This window comes from Kitasatospora sp. NPDC001527 (assembly GCF_040298605.1).
Lineage (GTDB): Bacteria > Actinomycetota > Actinomycetes > Streptomycetales > Streptomycetaceae > Kitasatospora.
In genome coordinates this window covers 28,434-54,599 of the sequence record NZ_JBEPAM010000049.1, presented here as the reverse complement: position 1 = coordinate 54,599, position 26,166 = coordinate 28,434, and the positions used below count along the sequence as shown (strand labels likewise).

Annotated in this window: 21 protein-coding genes; 12 read left to right on the top strand and 9 right to left on the bottom strand. The window is 73.8% G+C overall.

The window, feature by feature from the left end; translation table 11 throughout:
- The first annotated feature begins 77 nt into the window (after positions 1-77).
- Positions 78-2,537 carry a glycoside hydrolase family 3 C-terminal domain-containing protein gene (locus ABT238_RS31725; protein ID WP_350802228.1) on the top strand — a complete coding sequence of 820 codons (2,460 nt, stop codon included), beginning with the start codon at positions 78-80 and terminating at the stop codon, positions 2,535-2,537.
- A 78-nt stretch (positions 2,538-2,615) separates the two neighbouring features.
- On the opposite strand, the gene ABT238_RS31720 is transcribed toward ABT238_RS31725, so the two are convergent.
- The gene (locus ABT238_RS31720; protein ID WP_350568257.1) at positions 2,616-3,665 is read right to left on the bottom strand and encodes an alcohol dehydrogenase catalytic domain-containing protein; all 1,050 of its coding nucleotides are present in this window, start codon (positions 3,663-3,665) and stop codon (positions 2,616-2,618) included.
- Positions 3,666-3,936: 271 nt separating this feature from the next.
- Between ABT238_RS31720 and ABT238_RS31715 the strand changes: the two genes are divergently transcribed.
- The 9 genes from ABT238_RS31715 to ABT238_RS31675 all read left to right on the top strand — a co-directional run bounded on the left by ABT238_RS31715 (position 3,937) and on the right by ABT238_RS31675 (position 14,022).
- Complete coding sequence (locus ABT238_RS31715) at positions 3,937-5,001, top strand: class I SAM-dependent methyltransferase (protein ID WP_350802227.1); 1,065 nt, start codon at positions 3,937-3,939, stop codon at positions 4,999-5,001.
- A gap of 146 nt (positions 5,002-5,147) precedes the next feature.
- The gene (locus tag ABT238_RS31710; RefSeq protein ID WP_350802226.1) at positions 5,148-6,005 is read left to right on the top strand and encodes a thermonuclease family protein; all 858 of its coding nucleotides are present in this window, start codon (positions 5,148-5,150) and stop codon (positions 6,003-6,005) included.
- Between the two features lie 119 nt (positions 6,006-6,124).
- Positions 6,125-6,460, top strand: a complete 336-nt coding sequence (locus tag ABT238_RS31705) for a hypothetical protein (RefSeq protein WP_350568263.1) — start codon at positions 6,125-6,127, stop codon at positions 6,458-6,460.
- A gap of 280 nt (positions 6,461-6,740) precedes the next feature.
- Positions 6,741-8,663 (top strand): prolyl oligopeptidase family serine peptidase, encoded by a 1,923-nt coding sequence (locus ABT238_RS31700; RefSeq protein WP_350802225.1) that lies wholly within the window; start codon positions 6,741-6,743, stop codon positions 8,661-8,663.
- The gene (locus ABT238_RS31695; RefSeq protein WP_350568267.1) at positions 8,660-8,818 is read left to right on the top strand and encodes a hypothetical protein; all 159 of its coding nucleotides are present in this window, start codon (positions 8,660-8,662) and stop codon (positions 8,816-8,818) included. The genes ABT238_RS31700 and ABT238_RS31695 overlap by 4 nt, the downstream gene beginning before the upstream one ends.
- A gap of 79 nt (positions 8,819-8,897) precedes the next feature.
- Positions 8,898-10,814 carry a RiPP maturation radical SAM C-methyltransferase gene (locus ABT238_RS31690; protein WP_350568270.1) on the top strand — a complete coding sequence of 639 codons (1,917 nt, stop codon included), beginning with the start codon at positions 8,898-8,900 and terminating at the stop codon, positions 10,812-10,814.
- Positions 10,795-11,466, top strand: a complete 672-nt coding sequence (locus tag ABT238_RS31685; protein ID WP_350802224.1) for a DUF5825 family protein — start codon at positions 10,795-10,797, stop codon at positions 11,464-11,466. Before ABT238_RS31690 ends, ABT238_RS31685 begins: the two co-directional genes overlap by 20 nt.
- Positions 11,467-11,513: 47 nt before the next feature.
- On the top strand, positions 11,514-12,713 hold the full coding sequence (locus ABT238_RS31680) for a cytochrome P450 family protein (RefSeq protein WP_350802223.1): 1,200 nt from the start codon (positions 11,514-11,516) through the stop codon (positions 12,711-12,713).
- Entirely contained in the window at positions 12,706-14,022 is a 1,317-nt protein-coding gene (locus tag ABT238_RS31675; RefSeq protein WP_350802222.1) for an MFS transporter, read from the top strand. The genes ABT238_RS31680 and ABT238_RS31675 overlap by 8 nt, the downstream gene beginning before the upstream one ends.
- A gap of 236 nt (positions 14,023-14,258) precedes the next feature.
- Here the strand turns inward: ABT238_RS31675 and ABT238_RS31670 are convergent, their stop codons facing one another.
- Positions 14,259-15,608, bottom strand: a complete 1,350-nt coding sequence (locus ABT238_RS31670; RefSeq protein WP_350802221.1) for an MFS transporter — start codon at positions 15,606-15,608, stop codon at positions 14,259-14,261.
- Between the two features lie 84 nt (positions 15,609-15,692).
- On the opposite strand from ABT238_RS31670, the gene ABT238_RS31665 reads away from it, so the two are divergent.
- Positions 15,693-16,379 carry an ArsR/SmtB family transcription factor gene (locus tag ABT238_RS31665; RefSeq protein ID WP_350568281.1) on the top strand — a complete coding sequence of 229 codons (687 nt, stop codon included), beginning with the start codon at positions 15,693-15,695 and terminating at the stop codon, positions 16,377-16,379.
- 50 nt (positions 16,380-16,429) lie between these two features.
- On the top strand, positions 16,430-17,695 hold the full coding sequence (locus ABT238_RS31660) for an MFS transporter (protein WP_350802220.1): 1,266 nt from the start codon (positions 16,430-16,432) through the stop codon (positions 17,693-17,695).
- Positions 17,696-17,789: 94 nt separating this feature from the next.
- On the opposite strand, the gene ABT238_RS31655 is transcribed toward ABT238_RS31660, so the two are convergent.
- From ABT238_RS31655 to ABT238_RS31625, 7 genes are all read right to left on the bottom strand, one after another.
- Positions 17,790-19,235, bottom strand: coding sequence for a glucose/sorbosone family PQQ-dependent dehydrogenase (locus ABT238_RS31655; protein ID WP_350802219.1), 1,446 nt, complete (start codon positions 19,233-19,235; stop codon positions 17,790-17,792).
- A 259-nt stretch (positions 19,236-19,494) separates the two neighbouring features.
- A complete protein-coding gene (locus ABT238_RS31650) occupies positions 19,495-21,006 on the bottom strand; it encodes a purine-cytosine permease family protein (protein ID WP_350802218.1) in 1,512 nt (503 codons plus the stop codon).
- 215 nt (positions 21,007-21,221) lie between these two features.
- On the bottom strand, positions 21,222-21,548 hold the full coding sequence (locus ABT238_RS31645) for a putative quinol monooxygenase (protein ID WP_350568292.1): 327 nt from the start codon (positions 21,546-21,548) through the stop codon (positions 21,222-21,224).
- A gap of 139 nt (positions 21,549-21,687) precedes the next feature.
- Positions 21,688-22,722, bottom strand: coding sequence for a 2,3-diaminopropionate biosynthesis protein SbnB (locus ABT238_RS31640; RefSeq protein WP_350568294.1), 1,035 nt, complete (start codon positions 22,720-22,722; stop codon positions 21,688-21,690).
- Positions 22,723-22,809: 87 nt separating this feature from the next.
- Positions 22,810-23,280 (bottom strand): DUF2000 domain-containing protein, encoded by a 471-nt coding sequence (locus ABT238_RS31635; protein WP_350568296.1) that lies wholly within the window; start codon positions 23,278-23,280, stop codon positions 22,810-22,812.
- 58 nt (positions 23,281-23,338) lie between these two features.
- On the bottom strand, positions 23,339-25,096 hold the full coding sequence (locus ABT238_RS31630) for a hypothetical protein (RefSeq protein WP_350568298.1): 1,758 nt from the start codon (positions 25,094-25,096) through the stop codon (positions 23,339-23,341).
- A 54-nt stretch (positions 25,097-25,150) separates the two neighbouring features.
- On the bottom strand, positions 25,151-26,164 hold the full coding sequence (locus ABT238_RS31625; protein WP_350568300.1) for a pyridoxal-phosphate dependent enzyme: 1,014 nt from the start codon (positions 26,162-26,164) through the stop codon (positions 25,151-25,153).
- Positions 26,165-26,166: the final 2 nt, after the last annotated feature.

Genomic DNA, 26,166 nt, shown 5'->3' with positions numbered 1-26,166 from the left:
ATCGCCCCGCCGGGACCCCCGAACCACCCGGACCACCCGAACCACCCACCCTCCCCCTGTTGTGAAAGGACGCGGCGATGTTCACCACCCCGCCCATCACTGCGCTGGTCGAGCGCCTCACCCTTGAGCAGAAGGTCCGCCTGCTGACCGGCGCGTCCATGTGGTCGCTGCACGACGAACCCGCCGTGGGCCTGCGCTCCATCGTCGTCTCCGACGGTCCGACCGGCGTGCGCGGCACCGCGATGGACGACCGCGATCCCTCGGCCAGCCTTCCCTCGGCGAGTTGCGTCTCCGCCACCTGGGACCTGGAGCAGGTCCGCCGGCTCGGCGCCCTGATCGCCGCCGAGGCCCGGGCCAAGAACGTCGACGTCGTGCTCGGCCCGACGGTCAACCTGCACCGTTCGCCCCGCGGCGGGCGCCACTTCGAGGCGTTCAGCGAGGACCCCTACCTCACCGGCGAGTTCGGCGCGGCCTACGTCGCCGCCGTGCAGGCGCACGGTGTCGCGACCACGGCGAAGCACTACGTCGCCAACGACTCCGAGACCGACCGCTTCACCGTCGACGTCCACGCGGACGAGCGGACCCTGCGCGAGGTCTACCTGGCCCCCTTCGAGCGGATGGTCGACGAGGGCGCCTGGCTGGTGATGTCCGCCTACAACACCGTCAACGGCGTGACGATGTCCGCCAACCCACTGCTGCGGGACCCGCTGAAGGACGAGTGGGGCTTCGACGGCGTCGTCGTCTCCGACTGGGGGGCGGTGCGCGACACCGAGCCGTCGGCCGCCTCGGGACAGGACCTCGTCATGCCCGGCCCGGACGGGCCCTGGGGCGCGGCGCTGGTCGGGGCCGTGAAGGCCGGACGGGTCCCGGAGAGCGCGATCGACGAGAAGGTCGCCCGGCTGCTGCTGCTCGCCTCGCGGGTCGGCGCCCTGGAGAGCGGCCCCGCGGCCGCCCCGGTCGAGCCCTGGGACCGAACCGCCGTCGCGGACCTGCTGCGCGAGACCGCCGCCGACGGCATGGTGCTCGCCCGCAACGACGGCACCCTGCCGGTCGAGCCCCGGGACGGGCTGACGGTCGGCGTGATCGGGCAGCACGCCCTGCGCGCCCGGGCCCAGGGCGGCGGATCGGCGTCGGTGTTCCCGTACCACGTCGTCACGCCGCTCGAAGGACTGCGGAACGCCTACGGCGAGCACGCCGTCACCTTCGCGCCCGGCCTGCCGCCGGCCGACGAACTGCACGCCTTCGCCCGGGGCACGGTCACCGACCCGGTCTCGGGCGCCGACGGGGTCCGCGTCCGCTACCTCGACCAGGACGGTACCGCGTTCGCCGAGGAGATCATCCCCTCCGGCCGCCTCGCCTGGCTCGGCGACCCGCGCCTGGCCACGGCCGACCGCGTCGAGCTGACCACCCGCCTCACCGCCGAGCGCGACGGCCGGCACGACCTCGGTTTCGCCGGGGTCGGCGGCTTCACCTTCGAGATCGACGGCGAGACCGTCAGCACCGACGCGCTCGCCGTCCCCGGCGGCGACCCCGTCACCGCGATCCTGAACCCCCCGGCCCGGACGCTCTCCCGCGACCTGCGCCAGGGCCGGAGCGTCGAGCTGCGCCTGACCTACCGCCCGGATCTCCCGGGCGGCTTCCCCGTCGCGATGGTCCAGCTCGGCTACAGGGACCTCTTCGGCGACCCGGCCGAGGAGTTCCGGCGGGCGGTCGAGGTGGCCGCCGCCAGCGACGTCGCCGTCGTGGTCGTCGGCACCACCGAGACCCTGGAGTCGGAGGGCTTCGACCGTCCGGGCCTCGGCCTGCCCGAGGGCCAGGACGAACTGGTGCGCCGCGTCGCCGAGGTCAACCCCCGCACGGTCGTGGTCGTCAACTCCGGCGCCCCGGTGCTGATGCCCTGGCTCGACGAGGTGGCCGCCGTCGTCCTGTCCTGGTTCCCCGGCCAGGAGTTCGGCGCCGCGCTCGCCGACGTCCTCACCGGCGCCCGCGAGCCCGGCGGGCGGCTGCCCACCACCTGGCCCGCCCGCGAGGAGGACGTGCCGGTCTGGCGGGTCGAGCCGCAGGAGGGCCGGCTCACCTACGCCGAGGGCCTCCATCTCGGCTACCGCGCCTGGCTCAAGCTCGGGCGGGCCGGTGGCCGCGGGCCGGCGCTGCCGTTCGGCTCCGGCCTCGGCTACACCACCTGGCGGATCGAGGAGCCCACCGTCAGCCTCGACGGGGACCGCGTCGTCGTGCTGGCGGACGTCACCAACACCGGCGCCCGGCCGGGCAAGCAGGTCCTCCAGGCCTACCTGTCCCGCCCGGAGTCGACCGTCGAGCGGCCGGTCGCCTGGCTCGCCGGCTTCACCGCCGTCCGCGCCCGGGCCGGCGAGCGGGTGCTCGCCCGCATCGAGATCGCCCCGCGGGCCTTCCAGCACTGGGACACCGACGCCCACGCCTGGACCACCGAGCCCGGCGCCTTCACCCTGCGGCTGGCGACCTCCGCCGCCGATCCCGGCCACACCGTCACGGTCGCCCCCGCGGCCGGCCGGGCGTAACCACCCGTGGAGCCGCCCGTGGGACCGGCGTCCGCCACCGGTCCCACGGCGGCCCACGCGGGCGCGGGGCGGAAGGGCTCAGTGGCCAGTGGTGAGGACCATGCGGAAGCGGGCCCGGCCGCCGGCCATCCTCGAGACGGCGGCGCCGGCGTCCTCCAGCGGCACCTCCTCGGTCCACGCGCGGACGCCGCTCTGCGCGGCGAAGCGCAGGGTGTCCTGGGTGTCGGTGGCCGTGCCGGAGGAGTGGGCGTAGACCCGGCGGTCGCCGGTCATCAGCTGCAGGGGGCTGATCGAGAGCGGCTCGGCCGTGACGCCGACGATGACGAGTTCGCCCCGGCGGGCGAGGCCGTCGACGGTGGCGGACATGGCGCCGGCGTGGGTGACGGTGGCCAGCACCACCTTCGCGCCGCCGAGCGAGCGCAGGGCCTCGGCCACGTCACCGGCGGTGCTGTCGACGTAGTGGTCCGCGCCGAGTTCGTGGGCCAGCGGCTCCTTCTCGGTACCGCGGGCGACGGCGACGGTCCGGAAACCCATCGCGTGGGCGAACCGGACACCCAGGTGGCCGAGGCCTCCGACGCCCAGGACGGCGACGGTGTCACCGGGGCGGGCGGCGCTGCGCCGCAGGGCGTTGAAGACGGTCACGCCCGCGCAGGCGAGCGGCGCGGCCTCGACGGCCGTCAGCCCGTCGGGGATCGCCGCCAGTGCCATGGCCGGGACGACGACGCTGTCGGCGAAGCCGCCCGGGTATGCGACGCCGGGGATCCGCAGCTCGCGGCAGTGGATGCCGTCGCCCTCGCGGCAGGCGTCGCAGTGCCCGCAGCTGCCGCCGTACCAGCCGACGGCGACCCGGTCGCCGACCCGCCGGCCCCGCACGCCGTCGCCGAGCGCGTCGATCCGCCCAGCGATCTCGTGCCCGGGGGTGACCGGGAAGGTCGTGCCGGGCAGGTGACCGCCGGCGATCAGGAGGTCGGAGTGGCAGACGCCGCACGCCTGGACGCGGACGCGGACCTCCCCGGGCCCGGGCTCGCGCAGCGGGACCTCGGCCAGTTCGGGCGCCGCGCCCGGGGCGGCGAGCCGAACGGCGCGCCCGGCGCCGCCGGCGGGGGTGGGGGTGGGGGTGGCCGTCATCGGGGAGTCCTCAGCCTTCGTGCTCGGGCAGCGGTGGCCGCACCCGGCCGGCCGTGCCGTGCCCGGCGGGGGTGCGGAGGTCGGGCCCGGTGCGCCGGTGCCGCCGCGGAGCCGGACGGCGGGGACTCCCCGGTCCCTTGCGTCAGGATAGGTCGGGGCCCATCCGCCTGCCCGGCGCGCGGTCCGCCGCCCCCGATGGTGCCGGAGCGCGAACGGTGGCACCGTATGTACACAAAGCACCACCGTCCGCACCCGACAAGGGGAAGCCCCCATGCTCGCGCCGTCCTATCTGCCCGCGATGACCCTGGAGGAGTACCTCGGGCACATCGCCTCCGCGCATCCCCACTGGCGCCCCCTCCTCGACGAGGGTCGGCTCGCCAGGGCCGGCGAGGTGGAGCGGCTCTGCGCGCTGTCCAACGAGTTCGACTCCGACCGCACCGGGCGCGGGGACTCCTACCGGCAGGCCCACCGGGATCCGCTGGTCCGCTGGACCGGTGCCCGCCGCCTCCTGCACCTGGCCGCCCCGCGTCCCGCCGCCGGCGGCGGCGAGGTGCGGCTGCTGGACGTGCTGGGCGGCGACGGGCTGCTGGCCCGCGCCGTGGCCGCCCGCCCGCGGGAGTCCCCGGACGGCCTGCGGGTGCTCACCGGCGACATCTGCGGCCCGATGGTCGGCGCCGCCCTGGCCCACGGCCTGCCGGCGGTGCGGCAGTCCGCCGACCGGCTGATGCTGGCCGACCGCACGGTGGACGCCGTCCTCCTGGCCTACGGCACCCACCACATCCCGGCGGCGGTCCGGCCCACGGCCGTGGCGGAGGCGGTACGGGTTTTGCGGCCCGGCGGCCGGGTGGTCGTGCACGACTTCGAGCCGCACAGCCCGATGGCCGACTTCTTCCGCACCGTCGTCGACCGCCACGGTGCCACCGGCCACGACTACCCGCACCTCACCCGCGCCGAACTGCTCGACCTGTTCGCGCCCCACCCGCTCACGCCGCGACTGCTCGACGTCTACGACCCGGTCACCGTCCACGCCGCCACCCCGGAGCAGGCCCGGGCCGCCCTGGTGACCTACCTCGCCGACACCTACGGGCTGACCGACCACTTCACCGGCCTCGGCACCGAGGCGGCCTGGCACCTGATCACCACCGTCTTCGACCACACCGCCCACCTCGCCGCCCTCCCCACCCCTCTCACGGCCCCCACCCGCCCCCTCGTCCGCCCCGCCACCACCGGCTTCGTCGCCGAACTCCCCCGCGTCGCCCTCGTCGCCGTCGCCGGCGCAGGGCCGGCGCAGGGACCGCCGGGCGTGCCGGCGGGCGGCGCGCCGGGGCGGCAGTGATTGAAGCCGATCGAACGTGAACGTACAGTGGCGACGCCTTCCCGCCTCGCGGGGAAGTGACGACTCACGGTGAACTCCCACCGGGTACGAACCGGCGGACGCCGATCGCATCCCTGGCGCCGCCCTCCCACCACCAAGGGGCTGCCATGGCCATGCTGCTGGTCGTCGGCGAGTACCGGATCATCGGTACCGAACCGGACGGCGACACCATTCACTTCGTCCCCACCGATCCGCTCGCCTTCGACAAGCTCAAGGACGCCCCGGTCGAGGTCAAGAACGGCGTCGCCAGGGTCAGGCTCGAAGGCGTCGACGCCCTGGAGACCCACTACGACCGGACCGGGCCGCGGATCCGCCAGCCCGCCGAGTTCGGCGACAAGGCCGCGCAGGAGCTGCTGACCTTCCTCGGGTTCAGCAACGTCCAGCGCGTCGGGCAGAAGGTCGTCTCCGCCACCCCGCCGCAGACCCCGGGGTGGATCCTCACCCAGGGCGGGGACCCGTTCAAGCGCTGCGTCGCCCTGCTGGGCACCGGCACCCCGCCCGGCGCCGACGGCACCGACCTGCAGGTGGACGTGCCGCTGCTGCAGACCACCGCCAACCACCACCTGCTCAAGACCGGCCTGGTCTACCCCGGCTTCTACGACAAGCTGCCCCGCGACCTCCGGAACGAACTCGCCACCGTCACCCGCCAGGCCCGCGAGGCCGGCCTCGGCCTGTGGCCGCTCGACGCGACCACCGCCCCCGCCGGCGCGTTCGTCAACGGCATGGCCTCCCTCACCGAGGTGGTCATCCTCCCGAAGCTGTTCCGGCGGCTGGTCGACCACTTCAACCTGGTCGAGCAGTCGCTGACCTGCTTCCCCGCCTACCTCGCGGGCAAGGAGGACAACGTCGAGGTCCTGTCGACGAGGACCAAGCAGCTGAGCCTCGTGCCCCTGGTCCAGATCATCAACGGCTCGGCCGTGCGGATGACCGCGCAACCCGAGGACACCGTCTACTCCGAGAGCTGAGCCCCGGGCACGGCGGTCCGAATTCGACGGTGGTCGAAGGGCCTTGGCCCGGCACGGCGCCCGCGGCGAACCTGTCTCCAGGTGCCGACCGCCGGCTGCCCCAGCATCGAGGAGTTCCCATGGGCCGTACCTCCACCCTCCGTCTGCGCGTCACCGCCGGGGCCCTCGCCGCCTCGGCCTGTCTCCTCGCCGGGGTGGGCTCCGCCCAGGCCGCGTCGGCCGGTGCCCGCGCGGGCGGCCCGAGCGAGGCGATCACCGCGACCGAGTCGGCGTCCTTCACCGGCAGCGGGACCGGCGGCTCGATGGACTCGGCCATCACGAGCGCCACCAACGTGGCCCTCACGCACGCCCAGATCGCCGGCTGGCAGCGGAGCCAGTGCTACCGCTGGGGCTCCGACGTGCGGCAGTCCATGGGGTGGTGGACGGCCACCTCGACGGTGATGTGCATCCGCTGAACCCCGTCACGGGGCGGGTGGTGGGGACGGTGGTTCCGGTCCGCCACCCGCCGGCCTTCACGTTCCCCCACCGCACGTTCCCGGTGCTTTCACACCTCCGCCGGACGGTCTTCACCCCGGCCGCCTTTCGGCCAACCGTGCGAGGTGTCTGTACACCGCCACGGCACCCCCCTAGAGTGTCCGCGATCCTCCACAAACGGTCTTTCCCCCACGCCAGTTCGCTGGCCCCGGAACGTTCAGCGCAGCCTGTTCCCACCATCGAGGCGGAAAGGCCGGGCCCGTGACGCAGGCGTTCCAGTCCCCCGGCTTCGCCGCGCTCGCGGCCGACCGCGCGGTCGAGACGCGGCTCGTCGAGGAGCGCTGGCAGGCCGTCGCCTGGGACCTGGGGACGGGCCGGCGCCGGGTGGTCACCGACCGGCCGGGCGGCGTCCACCTGAGCGAGATCGAGCCGGACGGCGAGGCCATCTGGTGGTTCGACACCGACAGCGCCGGGGAGGGACGCTGGCGGCGCGAGCCGTTCACCGGCGCGGCGAACGGCTCCGACGGCACGGACGGCTCGGCACTGCTCGGCGTACCGCCGGGGCGGCCGTACGGCGTCGCCTTCGACCGGACCGGCGCGCTCGCGGCGGTGGCCGTCGGCGTCGACGACACCTCGCACTGCTACGTCGGACCGCCCGCGGGCGAGGGGCGGCTGATCGGTTCCGCGCCCGGCTACCTGGGCCTGGCCGATCTGTCGCCGGACGGCCGGCTGCTCGCCCTCGGTGGCCGGCCCGACGGGGACGACGCGGTGGTCCTGTGGCCGACGGACGCGCGGGCCGACGGCCGGCTGCGGCTCGCCGGGGACCGCCGCCGGCGGCTCTGGCCGATCGAGTTCAACCCGCTCGCGATATCCGAGCCGGAACTGCTGCTGGTGGTCGAGGAGGACGAGCGGTACACCGTCGCCACCTGGCGGGCGGGCACGGGGCTGCGCGGGTACCCGGGCCTGTCCTTCGACTCTCAGATCACGGCCGGCTGGTACCGGGGGCCGCGCGGGGTGCTGATCCAGCACGAGCGGGCCGGGCGGAGCCGGCTGCTCCTCGCCGACCTCGGCCTGCCGGCCGCACCGGGCCCGACCGCACCGGGCCCGACCGCACCGGGGCCGACGGAGCCGGGACCGACCGAACCGGGCCCCACAGCACGGCGACAGGCGGAACACGCCCCGCCCGTCCGGGAGATCAGCACCCCCGGCGGCACCATCCACGACCTGTCCTGCGCCCCGGACGGCGCCCTGCACTGCGTCTGGAGCCGGGAGTCCACACCGCCCCGCCCGCTGGTCCTGCGCCCCGGTACGCAGCCGGCGGACCACCCCGGCCCGGACCGGGACGACACCTCCCGCAGCCGGCGCTGGACGCCCCGCCCGTACGGGCGGATCCACAGCTTCGTCAGCACCCCGGCCGGCCCCGGCCCCTGGCCGACCCTCTTCCTGGTGCACGGCGGCCCCGCCACCCACGACCGGGACTCCTACGACCCGCGGGTGAACGCCCTGGTCGGCCGCGGCTTCGCCGTGGTGCGCACCAACTACCGAGGCTCGACCGGCTACGGCGCCCGCTGGCAGCACGACTACGGCCACCGGGTCGGGCTGGCCCAGATCGAGGACCTGGCCGCCGTCCGCGCGGAGCTGGTCGCCGACGGTACGGCGCTCGCGCGGCGCACCGGCCTGTGCGGCTTCTCCTGGGGCGGCTACCTGACCCTGCTGGCGATGGGCGCGCAGCCGGAGCTGTGGTCGCTCGGCATGGCCGCCCAGCCGATCGCGGACTACCCCGCCGCCTACCGCGCCACCACCCCCGCGCTGCGCGCGCTCGACCGGCAGCTCTTCGGCGGGACGCCGGAGGAGGTGCCCGAGCGCTACCGCGCGGCGGACCCGAGGTCGTACGTGCACCGGGTCCGCTCGCCCGTCCTGCTGGTCGCCTCGCGGACCGACGAGCGGTGCCCGCCCGACCAGGTGGCGGGATACGCCGCGGACCTGCGCCGGCTGGCGGTGCCGCACGAGCTGCTCTGGGTGGACGGCGGCCACTACAGCCGCCGGACCGCCGACCACCGGTCGGTGCTGGCCGCGATGGTCCGCTTCGCCGAGCGGGCCTGGCCGGCACCGCTCCCCCGACCACCCCAGGGCGACCGTCCCGGGGTTCCCGCCGAACCGATGGAAGGAGGTGAACAGCCATGAAGCGACGCAGCATTCAGAACGACCCGATCAGCACCCCGGAGCGTGACCGGGGCGCTGTCATCGTCCAGAACTTCGCGCTCGACATCACCAAGGCCGCGCCGGTCGCGCCTGCCCTGAAGGGGCAGCCGAAGCCGAAGCCGGAGTCCAAGAAGTGATGCACCGTCGCTCCGGGGCACCGCAGGCGCCCCGGAGCGACACCTCGCCGACCGCCCGCGAACGACAGAAACGGCCATCATGCGTATCGTCCTGCTGCACATGCCCTGGGGCGCGATCGACGTGCCGTCGCTGGCGCTCGGGATCCTGCACACCGCGGCCGCGCGGGCCGGCCACCAGGTCGACGTGCGGTACGCCAACCTGGACTTCGCGGACTGGGCGGCCGAGACCGCGGGCTTCGGCGTGGACGACTACCAGTACTTCTCCGAGAAGTCCTACTTCCAGGGCGCGGGCGACTGGGCGTTCGCCGGCGCGCTGTACGGCGACGGCGACAGCGGTGACGACGGCAGCGGTGACGACGGCGCCGGGTTCGCGGACTACGTCGAGTACCTGGCCGCCAACGGCGCGAGCGAGCAGGAGATCGCGCTGACCCGGGCCACCCGCGCGATCGCCCCCGCGTTCATCGCCCGGCTGGTCGACGAACTCGCCGCCGACCCGCCGGACCTGGTCGGCTTCACCACCACCTTCCAGCAGAACACCGCGAGCCTGGCCGCCGCGAGGCTGCTCAAGCGGCGCTGCCCGCAGGTGCGCACGGTGTTCGGCGGCGCGAACTGCGACGGCCCGCAGGGCGCCGCGCTGCACCGCAACTTCCCCTTCCTGGACTACGTGGTGCGGGGCGAGGGCGAGGCCGCCTTCCCGGCGCTGCTGGAGGGCGGCGACCTCTCCGCCGTCCCCGGGCTGTGCTGGCGCGACGCCTCCGGGAAGTCGACGGCCAACGAGATGTCGCGACGTCCGCTGCCGCCCGCGGCGATCCTGGCGCCCCGCTTCGACGGTTTCTTCGAGCGGCTCGACGCCTCCGTCGCGGCCGGCTGGGTCGATCCCAAGCTGGTGGTGGAGGGCTCCCGGGGCTGCTGGTGGGGCGAGAAGCACCACTGCACCTTCTGCGGGCTCAACGGCTCCTCGATGGAGTTCCGTTCCAAGCCGCCGGCGGACTTCCTCGCCGAGGTGCTCGCGCTCGCCGAACGCCACCAGCTGCTGGACGTCTACGTGGTCGACAACATCCTGGACATGGGGTACTTCGACACCGTCCTGAAGTCGCTGGCCGAACTCCCGGTCGATCTGCGGCTGCACTTCGAGATCAAGGCCAACCTGCGCCGCCACCAGTTCCAGCTGCTCGGCGACTCGGGCGCGGCCCAGGTGCAGCCCGGCATCGAGAACCTCAGCACCCGGGTCCTGCGGATCATGGACAAGGGGGTCACGGGCTGCCAGAACGTACGCGCGCTGCGGGACGCGCAGAGCGCCGGGGTCTCGGTGACCTGGAACTACCTCTACGGCTTCCCCGGCGAGCAGCCGGAGGACTACGAGTCGGTGATCCGCCAGCTGCCGGTGCTGCACCACCTGGACCCGCCGACCGGGGCGGGCCGGATCGCCATCGAGCGGTTCAGCCCGTACTTCGACCGGCCCGATCTGGGCTTCGCGATCACCCGCCCGGCCTACCAGTACCGCGCGACCTACCGCCTCCCGGAGAGCGAACTGGCCGAGCTGGCCTATGTGTTCACCGCGCCGCCGCGCGGGATCGGCGGCGGGCTCGCGGAGCGGCTGAGCGCCGCGGTGGAGACCTGGCTGGAGCGGTTCCCCGACAGCCGGCTCAGCTACCGGGACGCGGACGGGCGGATCGTGCTCGTCAACACCCGGCCCGGGTACGACTGGCGGGTGGTGGAGCTGACCGATCCGGTGGAGCTCGCCGCCTTCCGGCTGCTGGCCCAGCCCCGCTCGACCGCCGCGCTGGCCGCCAGACTCCCCGGCGGCGCGGCGGCCGTCGAGCCGGTGCTGGAGCGCTTCACCGCGCTCGGTCTGCTGTTCCACGACGGGGACAGTTTCCTGCAGGTCGCCGTCGAGTCCGACAACCAGGTGCTGATGCGGATGCAGCACCGGCACGGCCCCGCCGCCGCCCGTCCCCGCACCGAGGAGGTGCCCGATGCCGTCACGGTCGGCTGAACGGACCGACGCCGCCTGGCACGCGGCCGCCCCCGAGGCCGAGCTCTGGCTCGACTACGACCCCGCCGCCCGGGAGCTGCCGGGCTTCGCGCTCGGCCGCCGTGCCCTGCCCGGCCCGGCCCGGACGGAGGTGACCGAGCTGCACCGGGCCGGGGTCCGCTGCCTGCGGCTGACCGAGCCGGTGCGGCTCTGCGCGGACGCGCCGGCGGCCTCGGCCCGGGCGCTGATGCTGCTGCGCGAGGCCACCGGACAGGGGCTGGCCGTGCTCTGGCAGGCCGTCTGCGCGGACGGCTGCGCGGCGCGGCGCCGCTTCCACCACCTCTACCCGCCCGAGGACTTGACGGGCGCCGCGCCGGAGGTCCTCGCCGACTGGCGCGCCACGTACTTCCCGAGCAAGTGCGTCTACCGGCGCGGCCCCGGCTTCGTCGAGGTGCGCGACCGCCGGTTCGGGACGCTGGAGCTGTTCACCGTCGACGAGCCGGGCCATCTGGCCCAGCTGGACGCGCTGGCCGAGGGCGTCGAGGCCGGCCTGCTGCCGGACGCCGTCCACCGGGACTTCGCGGCGGCCGGTCTGATCGCCGAACAGGCCGGCCGCGCGTGGTTCCTGCCGATGCGGGTGCGCCGCTGGCCGTTCCCGTCGCTGACGGTGTAGCCGTGCGGCCGCGTGGTCGAGAGAGTTCCGAATCCGAGGAGAGATCCATGAGCACCGCGGTCGACGACGCCGCCGCGCGGATGTCCGCGTTCATCCGCGACCCCTACCCCACGCTGGCCCGGATCCGCGAGGCCGGCGCGGTCTCCGTCATGGAGTTCGGCGAGGGCCTGCCGGTCTACCTGGTGACGCGCTACGAGGACGTCCGGGCCGCGCTGATGGACCCGCGGTTCGGCCAGGACGTCCGCCGCAGCCAGGCCATCGCGAGCGGGCGGGGCTCCGGTCTGACGCTCGGCTCGGAAGTCGTCCACATGCTCAACAGCGACCCGCCGGACCACACCCGGCTGCGCCGGCTGATCCAGGGCGTCTTCACCCGCCGGCGGGTCGACCTGATGCGGCCGATGGTCGAGCGCATCACCGGCGGCCTGCTGGAGGGGCTGGTCGGACGGGAGAGCGCCGACCTGGTGACCGACTTCGCCTTCCCGCTGCCGATCATGGTCATCTGCGAGCTGCTGGGCTTCCCCCCGGAGGACATGCGGGCCTTCCGCACCTGGTCGACGGCGATCCTCACCCAGGGCGGCGAGCTGTCGTTCCACCAGGCCACCGCCGAACTCAACGACTACCTGCGGGAGTTGATGGCCGAACGGAGGTCTTCGCCGCGCGCGGACATCCTCACCGACCTGGTGCGGGCCAGCGACGCCGGTGAACTCACCGAGCAGGAGGTCTTCTCGATGGTCTTCCTGCTGCTCATCGGCGGCCACGAGACCACCGTCAACCTGCTCGGCACCGCCACCCTGGCGCTGCTCCACCACCCCGACCAACTCGCCTGGCTGCGCGCCAACCCGGCGGCGATGCCGGTCGCGATCGACGAGTTCCTGCGCTACGAGTCCCCGGTGAGCATGGCCACGCTGCGCTTCACCAACGCCGACGTGATGGTCGACGACGTGGAGATCCCGGCGGACGAGCTGGTGCTGCTCTCGCTCGGCGCCGCCAACCGGGACCCGGCCCGCTTCACCGATCCCGACCGGCTGGTCCTGGACCGGGGCGATCCGGGCCACCTGGCCTTCGGGCAGGGCCTGCACCGGTGCCTCGGCTCCTTCCTCGGCAAGCTGGAGAGCGAGGTCGCGCTGACCGGCCTGCTGGAGCGCTTCACCCGGATCGAGCTGGCCGCCGAGGAGGAGACCCTGCCCTGGCGCAACACGGTCATGCTGCGCGGCCTCGAATCGCTGCCGGTCTCGCTCGATGGCTAGCAGCACGGGGGCCCGCGACGCGGGGACGGGCAAGGCGGAGGCAGGCGGGGCGGAGGCGGGCCCGGCGGGGACGGGCCGTGCGGCGGGGCTGTCGCGGTTCCGCCCCCGGATCGGCCTGGCGCCGCTGCGCTCGCGCGGCTACCGGCTGCTGGTGATCGGGCAGGGCACCTCGGAGTTCGGCAACGCCTTCCAGGTGGTCGCCCTGCCGCTGCTGGTCTACTCGCTCGGCGGAGGCGCCCGCCAGTTGAGCCTGGTGGTCGCCGCCTACGGCGCGGGACGGCTGGCCGCGACGCCGCTCGGCGGGGTGCTCGCCGACCGGTTCGGCGCCTGGCGGGTGATGATGGCCGCCGACCTCGGCCGGCTGCTCGCCACTGCCGGGCTGTGCGCGGTCGCGGCCGGCGGGGCGGCGGCGTACTGGCTGATCGGCGGGCTCGCGCTGCTGGTCGGCCTCGGGGCGGGGGTGTTCCTGCCAGCCGCCTGGGCGATCACGCCGACCCTGCTGCCCGCCGAGGAGCTGCACGCGGGCAACGCGCTGAACAGCACGGTCACCTTCGCCGCCGGTCTGCTCGGCCCGGCGGTGGCCGGCCCGCTGGTCGCCTGGCTCGACCCGGCCGCCGCCCTGGGCCTGGACGCGGCGACCTTCGCCGTGTCGGCGGCGACCCTGCTGCTGATCGGCCGCCGCAGCCTCGTCGCACCGCCGCGCCCGATCTCCGAACGCGCCTCCGTGCCCCGGAACTTCCGTGTCCTCCTGCGGGATTCGCCGCTGCTGCGCGCGGTGCTGACGGTGACGGTGATCGCGAACCTGACGGTGGGCGGCGCCACCCGGGTCGCCCTGCCGGCCCTGGCCACCGACGGCTTCGCCGCCGGCGCCGTCGGGCTGGGCCTGCTGCTGGCCGCGTTCACCGGCGGCGCGCTGGTCGGCGGCCTCTTCGCGGCCGGCCTCACCGGGGTCCGCTCGCGGGGCCGCACGGCGATGCGCTCCGGCCTGGTGATGGGCGCGGCGATCGGCCTGGTGCCGTTCACCGGTCTCGTCGGCGCCGTCCTGCTGCTGTGCCTGGCCGGCGGCGCCAGCACGGTGACCAACGTGCTCGTCGTCACCGGCGTGCAGAAGAGCACCCCGCCCGCGCTGCTGGCCCGGGTCATGGCGGCCGTCACCTTCTGCGGGCTGGGGGTCTTCCCGGTCTCGGTGATCGTGGCCGGCGCGGCCGTGGACGCGTTCGGCAGCCAGGGCGTGTTCGCGGCCACCGGCCTCTGCCTGCTGGGCGCCTTCGGCTACGCGCTGACCAGGCGCGAGATCCGCGAGCTGTGAGCCCGGCGGCGGTGGGCCGCGCCGCCGGGCCGGGGCACCGGGAGTCGGTCAGCTCGCACAGGTGAGGGTGACCCGCCAGTAGCCGGCCGTGACCACCTCGCGCTCCGCGCCGCACTGGTCGTCGTCTCCCATCGGTGATATCGAGTAGCCGGTCGGGGGCTACGGCAGGGCAATTCCCGCCGGGCCACCGGTGACAAGCACGGGTGACGGCCGGTGCACCGGGACGGCGCAACGCTTCAGCCCGCGCGGGGCAACCGGCGGCCCTGCCCCTCGGGCCGGTGCTCGGTGATCCAGCGGGCGGCGAGGAGGCCGGAGACGGCGGTGAGGCCGGCCGCGGCGATGACGGTGGCGTTCAGGCCGAGGGCGTCGGCGAGGACACCCGCGACCAGGGCTCCGGCGGCGTAGCCGATGTCGCGCCAGAACCGGTACGTCCCCAGGGCATTGGCCCGCCAGGCCGGGTGCGCGTGGTCGGAGACGGAGGCGATCAGCGCCGGGTAGACCATGGCCGTCCCCAGGCCGAGGAGGACGGCGGAGAGGATGCCCGCGAGCAGCGGGCGGTCGAGCAGGGCGAGGGCGAGGAGGAGGCCGGCGGCCTGGACGAGCATGCCGTGGACGATGAGCGGTTTGCGGCCGACGCGGTCGGCGAGGTGGCCGGTGGGGATCTGCCCGAGGCCCCACAGGATGGGGTAGAGGCCCTTGATGAGGCCGACGGCGGCCAGGCCGAGTCCGTGGTCGGTGAAGAGCAGCGGGAAGACTCCCCAGGTCAGGCCGTCGTTGAGGTTGTTGACCAGGCCGGCCTGGCTCGCACCGCGCAGCGAGCGGTTCCGCCAGGAGGTGCGGGTGAAGGTGGCCTTCAGACCGGTGTCCTCACCGGACGGCAGGGGCTCGGTGTGGTGGGCCAGTTCCAGCGCGACATGGGCGGCGGTGTCGCGGACGACCAGGGCCAGGGCGAGGCCGGCGACGACGAAGACGACGCCGATGAGCTCGGGGACGGGGCGCAGGCCGTAGCCGGTGGCGAGGTAGCCGGTGATCAGCGCGGTGGTGCCGACGGCGGTGTAGCCGGCGGCCTCGTTCAGGCCGGTGGCGAGCCCCCGGCGGGCGGGGCCGACGAGGTCGATCTTCATGGTGACCGTCATCGACCAGGTCAGGCCCTGGTTGAGGCCGAGCAGGACGTTGGCCGCGACGATCCAGCCCCAGGACGGCGCCCAGGCGAGCGCGAAGGGGACGGGGACGCCGATCAGCCAGCCGGTTACCAGCAGCCGCTTGCGGTGGAAGCGGGCGGTGAGCGCCCCGGCCGCGAGGTTGGTCAACGCCTTGGTCAGGCCGAAGGCGATGATGAAGGAGAAGACGGCCGGAGCGCTGGTCAGGCCGAACGTCTCGGAGCCGATCAGCGGGACGGTGGTGCGTTCCAGGCCGACCAGCCCGCCGACGCAGACGTTGACGATGACCAGCAGGGTGAACTGCAGCCGGTTCTCCCGCAGGCCGAGCCGCACGGTCCGCCCGGCGGCGTCACTCGCGGCGGCGTCGCTCGCGGTGATGGCGGGCGGGGTGGCGGCGGGCGGGGTGGTCACGGGCGCGAGGCCCACGGCGTCCTCCAGGATCCGGGAGCGGGGTGCTGGTCACCTCCACCAGACTCCCCTACGATAATCCATGGATTTATGGAGGATGCCTTGCCGGAGAACACGGGAAACGCGAAGAGCGCGACGAAGGCGCGGCTGTACGACGCGTTCGCGGCCAGCGGAAAGGCGCTGGCCAGCGGAAAGCGTCTGGAGCTGCTGGATCTGCTGGCCCAGGGCGAGCGCACCGTCGACGCGCTGGCGAAGGCGGCCGGGCTGAACCTGACCACCGCGTCCGCGCATCTGCAGACGCTCAAGCAGGCCGGCTTCGTCGCGACCCGCCGCGAGGGCGTGCGCATCCACTACCGGCTGGCCGGGGACGACGTCGCCCAGCTGTTCGCACTGCTGCGCAAGGTCGCCGAGGCCCACCAGGCCGCCGTGCCCGCCGCGCGGGACGCCTACCTCGGCGAGGACGCCGCCGCCGAGGTCAGCCGTGAGGAACTGCGGCTGCGCATCGCCGCCGGGGACGTCGTCCTGCTCGACGTGCGGCCGGCCGAGGAGTACCGGGCCGGGCACATCCCCGGCGCGCTCTCCATCCCGGTCGAGGAGCTCGCCGACCGGATCGGCGAGCTGCCCGAGGGCCCGGAGATCGTCGTCTACTGCCGCGGCGAGTACTGCGTCCTGGCCTACGACGCCGTACGGCTGCTGACCGACCTCGGCCGCCGCGCGATCCGGCTCGACGACGGCATGCTCGAGTGGCGGCTCTCGGAGCTGCCCGTCGACGCCTCCGACCAGGCGTAAGAGCCCTCCCCACCGCTCCCCCACCGCTCACCACCGCTCCGAGAGAGACCATGACCAGCACCGCGCCCACCCGCACGAGGGCCTCCGTACCCGACCCCGCCGACGCCCAGCCCCGGATCCTGCGCGTCCTGGTCGCCTCCCAGGTCCTCAGCGGCGCGGGGCTCGCGGCGGGCGTCACCGTCGGCGCCCTCCTGGCCCAGGACATGCTCGGCTCCACCGGTCTCGCCGGACTGCCCAGCGCCGTGTTCACCGGCGGATCCGCGCTCGCCGCCGTCGCGGTCGGCCGCATCTCGCAGGCCCGCGGCCGCCGCCCCGGGCTCGCCGCCGGCTACCTCACCGGCGCCGTCGGCTCGGCCGGCGTCATCGTCGCCGCCGTTCTGGACAACCCCGTCCTGCTGTTCCTCGCCCTGTTCGTCTACGGCGCGGGGACGGCCACCAACCTCCAGGCCCGCTACGCCGGAGCCGACCTCGCCGCGCCCGGCCACCGCGCCCGCGCCGTCTCCACCGTCCTGGTCGCGACCACCCTCGGCGGCGTGGCCGGACCGAACCTCGCCGCGCCCACCGGCCACCTCGCCGAGCGACTCGGCATCCCGAACCTCGCCGGCCCCTTCATCCTCGCCGGCGCCGCCTACGCGCTGGCCGCGCTCGTGCTCACCCTCCGGCTGCGCCCCGACCCACTGCTGCTGGCCCGCACCGTCGCCCGGGCCGAGCAGGCCGGCGCCGCGACCCACCCGGCCGGCTCCGGTGCCGCCGGCACCGGCGAGGGCCGCGGCGGCGTGCTCCTCGGCGCGCTGGTCATGGTCCTCACCCAGCTCGTCATGGTGGCGATCATGACCATGACGCCGGTCCACATGCACGACCACGGCCACGGCACCGCCGCCTCCGGAGCCGTCATCGCCGTCCACATCGGCGCCATGTACCTGCCCTCCCCACTGACCGGCTGGCTGGTCGACCGCTACGGCCGGATGACGGTCGCCGCCGCCTCCGGGATCACCCTGCTGGCGGCCGGCCTCCTCGCGGCCGCCGCGCCCGGCGGCTCCGTCGCGCTGCTCGCGCTCGCCCTGGCCCTGCTGGGGCTGGGCTGGAACTTCGGCCTCGTCTCCGGCACCGCGATCATCACCGACACCGTGCCGCTCGCCACCCGCGCCAGGACCCAGGGGCTGGTCGACGTCTCGATCGCGATCGCCGGCGCCACCGGCGGCATGGCCTCCGGCCTCGTGGTCGCCGCGACCAGTTACCCCGCCCTCGCCCTCACCGGCGGCGCCCTCGCCCTCGCCCTGCTGCCCGCCGTCGCGGCCACCGCCTACCGCCGGTGAATCCCCCGGACCTCGCGCGGAAGCCCGGCAGGACGGCGTCCGCGTCCTGCCGGGCGGCGAGACCGGGCGCCGGTCCTGCCTCCGTGCCGGAACGTCACTGGTTCCGGGTCTGGTTCTGCGTCTGATCCTGGGTCGGGCTCCCGGTCTGGCCCTGGTCCTGGCCGTAGGGGACGGCGAGGATCGCACCCGGATTCGTCAGGTGGGTGGTCGGGGTGCCGCCCTCGCCGCGGACCATGTGCCGGCCCTCGCTGTCGGTGGCGATGTACAGCGTCTTGCCGTCCGGGCTGAGGGTGATGTCGCGGTAGCGGTTGACCGTCCGGTAGAGCTCCCGGTAGTGCTTGCCGTCCCTGGAGAGCTTGAAGACGGTGCCGTTCTTCATCGAGGCGACGAGCACGTCGTCCCCGTACACCTTGAGCCCGCCGGGGGCGATGGTCGGCCAGCACATGTAGGCGGACGCCGCATCGGGGCAGACCGGTGTCGGACCGAAGTCGTGCCCGCTGTCGACGGTCGTCCCGAACGTGCTGAGCGGGGAGACCGTCTCCCTGGTGAAGTCGCTCTCCTTCGTCGTCGGCACCTGGGCCGGCGGCGAGCCCGGGTCGGCGTCGAAGGGGATGTTCTGGCAGCCGCCGACGGCCTGCGACCAGTTGGAGTAGACGTACGCCCGGTCGTCCTTCCACCCCGCGACGTTCGGCCAGCCGTAGTTGCCGCCCTCCTCGATGCGGTTGAACTCGTCGTCGGTGAGCGGTCCGTTCTCGGCCGTGTAGAGCGTGGTGCCGCCGAAGTCCATGCCGTCCGGGTTGCGCATGCCGTAGGCGTAGATGTGGCTGCGGACACCGTTCAGCTCGGGGTTGTCCTCGGGGACGGAGCCGTCCGGGTCGATGCGCAGGACCTTGCCCTGGTAGAGCGACCAGTCCGACGCGGCGATCTGCTCGGCGGTCGGCAGCTCCTGCGCGTGGTTCGGCCGGCAGTAGTTGGCCAGGTAGTTGTGGCCCTGGTCGCCGATCGAGTAGTAGAGCTTGCCGTCCGGCCCGTACCGGAGCCGGGCCGACTGGTGATCGTTGTGCCCCGGCAGCCCCGTCAGGACGGGCCGCTCGTCGGAGAGCACACCGTCCTTCGCCGTATAGCGGACGATCTTCGTCGCCGAGGCGCCGCCGTTCTTGTAGGTGTAGGCGAGGTAGAGGTAGTCGCTGTGCTTGCCCTTGCCGAAGTCGGGGTGCAGCGTGAATCCCAGTACGCCGTCCTGCCCGCCCTGACTGTGGAAGGCCTTCCCCGTGAGGTCGAGGGCGGTGGCCCTGGCACCGCTCCGCGGGTCGACCCGGGTGACCTTGAGCCCGGACTTCTCGCTGACCCACAGCTGTCCGTCGGGGGCGTAGGCGAGCTCGAACGGGTCGCCCAACCCCTCCGTCACCACCCTCACCCGGGTCTGCGGACTCCGCTGCGCGACGGTCCCGCCGCCGAACGCCTCTCCCCCGCCGCCGGAGCCCGACGTGACCAGCACGGCGGCGGGGATCAGGGCCAGCGCGACCGGGAGCCTTCTCATGGCACCTCCCACCCGCCGTGACGACGGGTGTCATGGTTTCCGAATGACCGGATCCGGCGGCTCGATCACCGTCCGGCGTCCCGCCATCACCGTAGGTCGCCATTCTCGCGTCCGCATCCCTCACTGAACCGGAGGCGTGGCCGACCGAGGTGCTCTCCGTCGCGCCCCGGGTCGCCGCAGCCGACCGGCCCGGCCACCTCGTGCGGATCGGGTCGGCCGACGGCGGCCCGGTGGCCGCCTCCAGCGGCGTCCGGCTCCGTCAGACGGTGACCCGCTCGGTGTGCTCCGCCGGGAGGCCGGACTGCCCGGCGGGCTGCTCGGCGTTCTGCTCGGCGTTCTGCTCGGCGGTGGCGGAGGTGTTCTCCCGGGGCGCGGGAAGCACGGCCATGATCACGGCGGAGATCACGATCGTCGCCGCCCAGGCGAGCCCGTAGCGGCCGACGGGGGTGTCGGAGAGCGGGCCGGCGAACCAGTCGCACCTGGTGAAGGCGAGCCCGGTCAGCAGCGCGAGCACCCAGGACACCATGGCCTGCCAGCAGAAGCCGCCCGCGTACCAGTAGCGGCTGCTCCGGCCGGTGTCCATCAGCGCGGCCGCGTCGTACCGCACCGCACGCGACCGGCGCCGGAACATGTCCACCGCGTAGACGCCGATCCAGGCCGAGAAGGAGACCGCGAGCAGGGTCAGGAAGGTGATGAAGGAGCCCAGGAAGCTCTTGGCGACCAGCATCAGCAGCAGGCCGCCGACCAGCGAGATCACGGCGTTGATGCTGACGGCGAGGGCGCGCGGCAGCTTCACGCCCATGGTCTGGGCGGTGAAGCCGGCCGAGTACATGGAGAGGCTGTTGATCAGCAGCATGCCCACGACGGCGGTCAGCAGGTAGGGCACGGCCAGCCAGGTCGGCAGCAGGTCGCCGAGGAAGGAGACCGGGTCGGCGGCATCGGCCAGGCCGGGCGAGGCCACCGCCATCACGGCGCCCATCAGCACCATGGGCACCACCACCAGGCCGGCGCCGGAGACCGTCACGCCGACGATCCTCCGGCCGGAGGCGGCGTGCGGCAGGTAGCGGGCGAAGTCCGGACCGGTGGGGACCCAGCTGATGCCGCCGGCCGCGATGGTCCCGATGCCGGCGATCATCATCGCGGTGGTGCCGGCGGGCTTCGCGAAGACCTCGCTCCAGTGGATGGTCGCGATCAGGTAGCCCAGCACCAGGACGCTGAAGACACCGAAGAGGTACGTCGACCAGGTGTTGCAGACGTTCAGCGCCTTGCGGCCCATCCCGGAGACCAGGAAGGTGCAGCCGACGAAGAGGAAGAGCGTGATCACGATCAGCGCGGTGTTGCTCTTGACGCCGAAGACCAGGTCGAGCACGGTCAGCACGGCGTAGGCGCCGGTGACGGCGTTGATCGTCTCCCAGCCGAACCGGGCCACCCAGAGCACCGCGCCGGGGAAGAGGTTGCCGCGCACGCCGAAGGTGGCCCGGGAGAGCGTGGCCCCCGGGGCCCCGCCCCACTTCCCGGAGACCGACACCAGGCCGACCATGCCGAAGGAGACGAGCGCGGCGCACGCGGCGACGATCAGGACCTGCCAGAAGCTCAGCCGGTTGAACACCACCAGGGCCGCACCCATGGTGAGCAGCAGGACGCTGATGTTCGCCGCGACCCAGGTCGGGAAGAGCTCACGGACTCTGCCCCGGCGCTCGTGGTCCGGGACGGGCTCGATCCCGCGGGTCTCTATCGCGCTGTCGGTGTCGGCGGTGGACGGGTTGTCCATGAGGGTGGCTCCGTGCAGGTCAAGCGGGCGATAGATCGGACAAAAAGGATCTATAGGGAACTCTTCGCGCGTAGCGCTCCGGTCGAGTCATCCTACTTGCTCACGATGTGACCGGTTTGAGCCGCTGCTGCCGGGAGCGGGCGCCGGGCGCCCCGGGAACGGGAACGGCCGGCGGGTCCCGTGGACCTGCCGGCCGTGCTCCGGTGACGCCGAGGTCAGCGGGGGGTGATCTCGCCCATCTCGCCCCAGCCGTCCATGCCGGGGATCTCGATCGAGACGATCCGCGGCTTGGCGGCCACCGCGTAGGACAGGTCGTCCATGGCCTTCACGAAGTGCGCGGACTCCACGTGCTCCTTGCCCGCGTCGCCGTCCCGGAACGCCTCGACCAGGACGAACTCGTGGGGATCCTCGACGCTGCGGGACCACTCGAAGAAGAGGTTGCCGGGCTCGTTGCGGGTGGCCTGGGTGAAGTCGTCGACGAGGGCGAGCCAGTCGTCGGCGCGCTCGGGGCGGACGGCGAACTTGACCGTGATGAAGATCATGGGACTTCCTTCCGTTCCACGTTCACACGTGGCGGTGCGGTTGGGTGGAGCAATCGTCGCAGGTCAGGAGGCCTGTCTGCGACACGGGTCGCACCACGGAGGCGTCCGGGTCACCCTGGAGCGCGCCGCCTGCCCGCCGTCAGCCGGTGAAGCCGGGGACGACGGTGACGCCCTCCCCGCCCCGGGTGCGGTCCAGGACCAGGCGGGCGACGGCGATGTCCAGCGAGCCGAGGCCGAAGGGCGAGTAGACGGCGATCCGGCCGCGGTCCGGCCGGGCCCGGCCGAGCAGGTAGTCGCCGACCGGGCGGATCTCCGCGCGTTCCACCAGGCCCGCGTCGACGGCCAGGCCCAGCGAGGTCCGCTCGCGCAGCGCGTGCGACACCTCGTCGACGACGTGCACGGCGCCCGCCATCGCCTCGGCGGTCAGGTCGCGCAGCGACATGTGGAGCACCACCGCGCCGGGGGTGAACCAGGCCGGATCGGCGAGGTGCGGCTGCACGGCCGTGGTGGCGAGCAGGACGAGGTCGGCGCCGGCCAGCGCCTCGCGGGTGCTGTCGACGGCGAGCACCTCGCCGGCCCGGTCGGCGAAGGCGGCGGCGAACGAGGCGGCCCGCTCGGGGAGCAGGTCGTGGACCGCGATCGAGTCGAACTTCCAGCCGTCGGCGAGCAGTTCCCGCACCGTGGTCTCGGCGATGTAGCCGGTGCCGACCACCGCGAGCCGCCCGGCCGTGCGCTCACCACCGGTCAGCGCGTGCGCACCGACCACCGCGGACAGCGCCGTGCGGTAGCCGCTGATCCGGGCACCCTCGATGACGGCGGTCGGGAAGCCGGTGCGCAGGTCGTTGAGCACGATCAGCGCGGAGGCCCGGGGCAGGCCGAGGTCGTGGTTGCCGGGGAAGCTGGAGATCCACTTGATGCCCATCGCCGGGTTCTCCCCCGGGACGTACGCGGGCAGCGCGATGATCCGCTCGCGGCGCGCCGGGTCCGGGTCGGGGCGCAGGAAGAGGCTGTCCGGGTTGACCAGCCGCCCCTCGGCGGCGTGGACGTACACCTGCTCGACCACGGCCCGGGACTCCCGGGCGAGGCCGGCGAGCGCGGCGTCCACCACGGCACGCGGCAGCACGCTCAGCTCGTGGGCGGGGTCCGGCTCGGCGTTCGGCGGTATGGCGTTCAACGGTGCTCCTCGGTGACGGCGGACGGACGGGGGCGGTGACGTGCGGGGACGGGCCGGCCGGTGGTCACCGGCCGGCCCGGGGGCGGATCAGCGCAGCAGCGAGAACTTCTTGGTCAGCGGGTCGATCAGCTCGCGCGGCCCGAACAGCGCGACCCCGTAGTAGTCGAGCGACTCCTCGGGGGTGGCCTTCATGCGCTCCAGCTGGTCGGCGAAGTCGCCACCGGTCATCTCGCCGGTGAAGTCGGTGTGCAGCAGCCCGGCCGCGGCGGACTCCTCGCGCAGCTTCCGCAGCCAGGCGGGCCGCCCCTCCAGGACCACCAGGGACAGTCCGGAGACCGGCGCGTGCCGGCCGCCGTCGCCGTCGGTGTAGGCGAGGAACGACATGTCGGCGAGCAGCTCCGGCCGTTCGGCGGCGGCCCGGGCGGCGAGCGCCAGGCACATGTGCGAGGCGGCGTTGGCGGCGACGCCCGGGGGCAGCTTGGCCTTGAGCGCGACCACGAACTTGTAGCGGGTGTCGACCGCGGAGGGGTCCACGAGGAGGGAGTCGAGCTGGTGCATGACGGTGCGCTTTCTCTATCGGTGGTACGGGTGGGACAGGAAGGACGGGGACGGTCGGTCAACGGGCCGCCGGGTAGCGCAGGAAGGACTCCACGGCCGCCGGGTTGATCCGGTAGCCGGGCCGGCCCTGGATGACCGTGCTGGGGTCGAAGGTGAACGTGGTGGCCTGCCGGAAGCGCTCCTGGGCGACGCCCCGGAAGCGCCGCACGCTCTGCGCCAGGGCGGCCGAGGTCCGCCCGGTGCGCGCGGACAGCTCGGCCGCGGACAGCAGCGGCACGTCGCGGCCCTCGGTCCGGCAGCGGGTGAACTCCTCGCCCAGGACGTCCAGGATGTCGGTCAGCGGATCGGGCGTCTGCTCGTAGACGGTGATCCCCTCGATCGACAGCAGCCTTCCGTAGAGCGCCACTTCGACATGGACGGGCTGGTCCGGCAGCTTCGCGAGCGGGCGCTCCAGGATCGGCGCGGGCACCGCGTAGCGCGAACGCAGACCCATGTAGTGGGCGAGCGCGCGGCGCGCCGCCTCGTCGGCCGGCGCCGGTTCGTCGCCGCCGCTCTGCAGGCAGTCCACCGCGGCCCTCAGGAGGTCGGGGACCTTGCTGCGCAACTGCTTGGTGTAGCGGCCGATCCACTCCACCGTCGCGGCCCTGCCGTGCAGCCGGGCGTGGATGATCGCGGCGTCCAGCAGCGCGATGTCGCCCTGCCGGCCGAGGCCGGAGTGCCCGAGCCGGTCGTGCAGGTCCAGCGCGGCGCCGATGAGGTGCTGCGAGGTGGGGCCGACCGGGCTGGCGCGCAGCATCCGGTGCCAGCCGGCGTACGCGGTGAGCTGGGCGTTCCAGTCGCGGGACAGGCTGCCGAGGCGGCGGGCGAGCAGCTGGAAGATGTACGGGTAGGGCGAGGCGGGGAAGGACATCCAGCCAAAGGAGAAGAGGTCCAGCGCGGCGACGAAGTCCCGCCGGGCGCGGTACTTGCAGGCGGAGAGCAGCAGTTCGCTGGTGCGCAGGTAGCGCTGGAGTATCGTGCGGTCCTGCTCGGCGAGGGCCTTCGGCCAGAGCGTGACCGACTCGACGAAGGTGCTGTAGACGCCGCTCTGGACGTCGCCGAGCTGGAACACCGGTTCGCCGTCCTCGGCCACCGGGTACCGCGCGAGCACCTCGGTGATGTACTGGCGCTGCTCCTCGACGGTCGCGGCTGCCTCGTCGTCCCGACCCAGGGTCAGCTGGACTATCACGATGTCGGTGAACAGCCAGGCGGCGTCGGCGTGGTAGCGGTAGGCGCGGTAGCGGGCGAGGGAGTCCCGGAACAGCGGCTCGGCCTGCTCGGCCCGGTCGTCGGCGGCCGTGTCGAGGGCCTCGCACCAGACGCTGAAGGAGCTCGTGGTGAACGGCTCCTCGCCGCCGGCGAAGCCGAGTTCGGCCGCCAGCCGGGCGAGGGCCGCGGGGAACACCGAAGCGGGGTAGGCGGACCACCCCTGGCTGAGGTGGTCCGCGACCTCCACGAGCGTCCGCGGATCGCGGTCGTCCACGGCGCGGTCGAGGAGCCCGATCAGCTCCTTGAACCGCGGCATGATCCGGCCGGTGTGGAGGAAGGAGTTCTCCTCGTAGGTCCGGGCCACGTTGAGCAACCCGTCGGCGACCGAGCCGTTGCCGTCGAGCCGGCCGCACAGGGCCGCCAGCAGCAGGGTGCGGGCCACCGCGTGCTCGTCCGACTGGACGAGCCCCGGGCCGGACAGGCGGCCGAGCTCGTCCAGGGCGGGGCGGGGACCGTTGCCGTCGGCGTAGGCTTCGAGCGCTCGGTAGATCTCGGGCAGTACGTGCATCTGGTCTTCCTCATCGGCTGGTTCCGGTCCTCCTGCGGGGAGGCCGACCACTGTCTATCCCATACCGGCCGTGCAGTACGGCCGGCACACGCTCAGCGGCGTGACCGATTCGCCGATGGAGTCGAGCCATGCGTCGTTGTAGATGGTGCTCTGGTACTTCTCCCCGCCGTCGGCGCAGATGCACAACGGGTCGGTGATTTCGGGGTGTTCGGCGAGGTGCCGCACGCAGGCGGCGACCACCGCGCCGGAGGAGCCGCCGAGGTGGATGCCCGCCTCGCGCAGCACGAGCCGGCAGTAGTAGGCCGCCTCGCCGATGTCGGCGTACGTCACGTGGTCGATCATGTGCGGTTCCACGAAGGACGTGTGGCGGCTGGCACCGATGCCCGACAGGTGCCGGGTGCCGGGTGTGCCGCCGAGGGCGACCGATCCCTTGATGTCGACGGCCACCAGGCTGGTCCTCGGACTGTGCTCGCGGAAGCACTCGGCGAGGCCGGCGAAGGTGCCGCCGGTGGAGACGGCGGCGAACAGCGCGTCGGGCGGGTTGGCGCCGAACTGGCCGAGGATCTCCGGGCCCGTCATGGTCCGGTGGATCTCCGGGTTGCGCCGGTTCTCGTACTGGTTGGCCCAGACGTAGCGGTCGTCGCCGGCCAGGAGCTCCTCGACCCGGGCGAGCCGGGAGAGCAGGTAGCCGCCGACCGGGTCCGGCCGGTCGACCTCGATGACGGTGGCCCCGAGTTCGGCGAGCCGGTCCCGGCACTCGGCCGTGATCATGGGATCGACCACGGCCGAGAAGCCGACGCCCAGGTAGCGCGCCATGCTCGCGAGTGCCACCCCGAGGTTCCCGGACGTCGACTCCAGGAGTTCCACCCCGGGCCGGAGCCGGCCCTCCTCGGCCAGCCCGCGCACCAGGCCGTACGCGGTACGGGCCTTGACGGAGCCGGTGAGGTTGTGGCCCTCCAGCTTGAGGTGGATCCTCCGGGGCCGGCCGTCGACCTCGATGGTCACCGTCTTGACCGGGGTGAGTCCGAGTAACGTCTGGAAGCGGTCGAGGTGTTGTCGGAAGAGCATCG